This window comes from Salinimicrobium oceani, from assembly GCF_012037645.1.
This window is the reverse complement of record NZ_JAAVJR010000394.1, coordinates 1-517: the sequence shown is the minus strand read 5'-3', so window position 1 is coordinate 517 and position 517 is coordinate 1. Positions and strand designations below refer to the sequence as shown.

The following is a 517-nucleotide window of genomic DNA, read 5'->3' as shown; positions in this document are numbered from 1 at the left end:
CAAACACATCTCCTTTTCGAATTTTCACTTCCTGGTTGAATGTTTCCACTTCCACATTAGTATGGGGATAGTGACCTTCGTACGGCCTGCTGCTGGTCTTGTAATCCTTGATCCTGTAGGTTTCCACAACCATACTGGTGTCCTTATCAAAAGGAACCATTTTTACCTCGTTAAGTTCAAGAAGGTCTAAAACTTCCCACCACCCCTGCGGAATGATATAGCCCTGGGGTACTTGAAGCTGCCTGGAGGGTTTAAAGCTGTCATAATATGTAACCTCGCGTGTATAGGGACGAGTGGTGTCGTATTTTAATCTTTCAAAACCCGTTACTTCGCTTTTAATTCGATCTGCTTCATAACCTTTGAAATTTAGATTTGAAGTTTGAGAGCTGTCGACTACAAAATCGAAGGCATAACTTTCTTTCGCCTGAAAATTCTGAAGTTCCTGCTTTCTTAGCTTTCTTATGAGCTCAGAATCTTCATCGGCTATTTCGATCATGGAACGCAACAGCTCGTAAGT

Annotated in this window: 1 pseudogene; it reads right to left on the bottom strand. The window is 42.0% G+C overall.

What is annotated here, in order from left to right:
- Positions 1–517: pseudogene (locus HC175_RS17355) on the bottom strand (hypothetical protein); the annotation flags it as partial.